The 2,659-nt window shown below is 68.9% G+C and carries 4 protein-coding genes; 1 reads left to right on the top strand and 3 read right to left on the bottom strand.

Annotated elements, in window-relative coordinates; all coding sequences use genetic code 11:
- Positions 1-12 precede the first annotated feature (12 nt).
- Both ACWF94_RS38290 and ACWF94_RS38285 read right to left on the bottom strand, forming a co-directional pair.
- Complete coding sequence (locus ACWF94_RS38290) at positions 13-198, bottom strand: DUF397 domain-containing protein (protein ID WP_453499543.1); 186 nt, start codon at positions 196-198, stop codon at positions 13-15.
- Positions 195-1,049, bottom strand: a complete 855-nt coding sequence (locus ACWF94_RS38285; RefSeq protein ID WP_453499541.1) for a helix-turn-helix domain-containing protein — start codon at positions 1,047-1,049, stop codon at positions 195-197. The genes ACWF94_RS38290 and ACWF94_RS38285 overlap by 4 nt, the downstream gene beginning before the upstream one ends.
- A 164-nt stretch (positions 1,050-1,213) precedes the next feature.
- Here ACWF94_RS38285 and ACWF94_RS38280 point away from each other — a divergent pair, with 164 nt between their 5' ends.
- Positions 1,214-1,636, top strand: coding sequence for an ATP-binding protein (locus ACWF94_RS38280; RefSeq protein WP_453499539.1), 423 nt, complete (start codon positions 1,214-1,216; stop codon positions 1,634-1,636).
- Between the two features lie 18 nt (positions 1,637-1,654).
- Here ACWF94_RS38280 and ACWF94_RS38275 read toward each other — a convergent pair whose 3' ends face one another.
- Positions 1,655-2,137 (bottom strand): hypothetical protein, encoded by a 483-nt coding sequence (locus tag ACWF94_RS38275; protein ID WP_453499537.1) that lies wholly within the window; start codon positions 2,135-2,137, stop codon positions 1,655-1,657.
- Positions 2,138-2,659 lie beyond the last annotated feature (522 nt).

The following is a 2,659-nucleotide window of genomic DNA, read 5'->3' as shown; positions in this document are numbered from 1 at the left end:
GCTCGGTACGGATCAGGTGTGGGCGGCGTACCGGACGAAGCGGGCCCAGCCGTCGTGGCTGACGGCGAGGCAGGGGCGCGCTATGTCCTTGGAGTCCCGGACCCCTACTGCCTGTTCGGTGACGGTGACTTCGATACAGTCGTCGCCCGCCGAGCCGCTGTAGCTGGACTTGAACCAGGCGATCTCCGACGTGCTCATAGTTCTCCTCGCAGTCGCTCCAGTAGGCCCCGCGATTCGTCGTGGTTCAGGGCCTGCGACCGCAGTGTGTCATAGCGGTGCTGGAGTGAGCTCACCTCTTTCACGTCGGCAATCAGTCGACCGTTCTCCTGTCCCTCGGAGTAGGCAAAGCGCCGGCCTTCCGCCGTCTCCAGCAGACGAATCGGGCCGTTCAGACAAGCGTGCAGTGGTGCGTCCAGTGGCACGACCTGGAGGGTCACGTTGCGCGCCGAGCTGTGCTCCAGTACTTGATCGAGCAGGTCGCGCATCGGCTCCATGCCGCTGAACCTGCGCCTGAACACCGCCTCCTCCACGATGAAGTTGAACGGGACATGGGAACGCTCCCTCAACATCTGCTGGCGTTCCAGCCGAGCGTTGACCTGTGCTTCCAGTTGCTCGTCGGACAAGATCGGGATGTGCCGCTCGAACACAGCCCGCGCGTACCCCTCCGACTGCAACAGCCCCGGCACCAGCCTGCACTCATACGTACACAGGCTCACCGCCTCCTTCTCCAGGCGGGCCCATCGGCGGAACCAGGCCGCCAGCCCCGGCTCACCCCGCGACAGGAACCTGGCGGCCTTCCGCAACGCGCCCGTGTTCCCCAGCGCCTCCTCGGCTCGTTCGACGAAGGACTCGTCGGGCATGCGGCGGCCCACCTCGACCGAGGCGACCGTGTGTTTGGAGAAGCTGACCAGGACGCCGAACTCGGCGCGGCTCAGGCCCGCGTGTTCGCGTAAAGCCTGGACGACGGCCCCGAACGTGCGCAGACTGTCCGACGGGTCGGGTTCGCGTTCCCAGTCACCCGCCGCTGTCTCGGTCTCGTCGATGGTCATACACCACACCTCCGGGTCCTTGCGTGGGGCGCCTGCCCCGAGCGGAACTCACCCAGAGTGAGCGGCGGCGGGAGTACTGTCCATCGAACAGCCGTGTACGCGGCACGCGCGTACACGGCCAGGTAGCTGGTGACAGCCCCGGAACCGTCGTCATCGTGTCGGCCATGCACATCTTCGCAACCCAACTCCCCCTTACCGTACGTGTGTTCAGGCGGCGGCTGCCCGCCACCCGGCTCGGGGCGAGGCTCGCCCGGCAGCTCACGGTCGGCACGCTCCGGAGGTGGGAAATCCCGCCCGGCGTCATGGACCGGGCCGAGGTCGTTGCCGCCGAACTGGCCGCGAACGCGGTGATGCACGGACAGGTACGGGGTCGGGGGTTCCGGCTCCGGCTCGCGTTCGAGCCTCCACCCGCAGGCTGCGGGTGGAGGTCACCGACGCCCGGGGAGCGGGCGGCCGTGCCCCCGGAGGAGGCGTCGCCGGAGGGCGAGTCCGGGCGCGGGCTGCTGCTGGCGGACCGGTGGGGGACTGAGCCGTACCCGCCGAGCGGGAAAACGGTGTGGGCGGAGATCGACACGGGCACGCGCTGACCCTCGGGGGAAGGCCCCTCACCCCGGCAGCCGCTCCCCGCCGCAGGTCGCGCGGCCGAACCTCCCCGTCGCGGTGGCGCGTTGCACATGCTCGCCGCGCACCGCGAGGGTGCACACGGCCCGCCCGCCCCGGTCGCCGAGGACGACCGCGACGGTCGGGGTCTGGCCGGGCGGGAGGCGGACCGACTTCGTCCAGGGGAGGGCGGCGTTTCTGACGACCGCCGAGGAGCCGGGACCGCCGCCGGTGCGGTAGGAGATCTCCGCCGTGCCCTCGCCGGTGACCTCGTAGGTCACCTCCGCTGTCGGCGGGGCGGCCCGGTGCGCCGGCCGCTTCTCCTCGCCGGTGCCGAGCAGACCGTAGCCGATGAGGGCCGCGCAGACGACCGTCAGCGCCCCGGCGATCACCAGGCCCCGGCGGCGGCCGGGGCCCTTTCCGTCCGGCACGGAGCCCCTGCTCTCCGGCTCGGACCCGTACTCCTCTCTCGTTTCGCTCGCGGTCATGACGCGGCCCCCGCTTTCTCCCCGTGGACGGACGGCTGACCGGATGGGGTTATACCCCATGCCCATTCGGCCGCGAAAGCGATCGGAGAAATCGGGCAAATTCCGCCCACCATCAACCGCCTAGTGTCCCGAATGTCCCGGGGGTTGACGTGGTGTCCGCCGCGCGGTCGATACTTTCGCCGCCGCGTTCGTGAGCCGATTCTCCGAGCCCTCACGCGCATGGCAGGGAAAGGGATTCCAGCTGGGCGGAAGCCTCCGCTCCAGCTCATTCGGTGTGCCCATTTCACATGCGATGCGCCGTGACCGGGGCTGCCGGAACGGAAGGACAACGAGGTGAGAAAACCGTACCGGAGATACGTCTCCTGCCTGGTGGCAGCGGCAATCGCAGGCTCGCTGCTGCCCGGGATCGCCTATGCGGACACATCGTCGTCGCCGAAGAAGGACGACGGAAAGAGCGTCTTCGAAACCGTCAAGGGCTGGTTTTCGGACGACGACGACAAGAAAAGAACCAAAGCCGCCAAA

Source organism: Streptomyces sp. NPDC055078 (genome assembly GCF_053607985.1).
The sequence above is the reverse complement of the archived record's forward strand: the minus strand, read 5'-3'. Positions and strand labels throughout refer to the sequence as shown.

Coding starts and splice junctions, on each gene's coding strand:
- ACWF94_RS38285 (WP_453499541.1), bottom strand. CDS start 1,049: ATGACCATCGACGAGACCGAGACAGCGGCGGGTGACTGGGAACGCGAA.
- ACWF94_RS38280 (WP_453499539.1), top strand. CDS start 1,214: ATGCACATCTTCGCAACCCAACTCCCCCTTACCGTACGTGTGTTCAGG.
- ACWF94_RS38290 (WP_453499543.1), bottom strand. CDS start 198: ATGAGCACGTCGGAGATCGCCTGGTTCAAGTCCAGCTACAGCGGCTCG.
- ACWF94_RS38275 (WP_453499537.1), bottom strand. CDS start 2,137: ATGACCGCGAGCGAAACGAGAGAGGAGTACGGGTCCGAGCCGGAGAGC.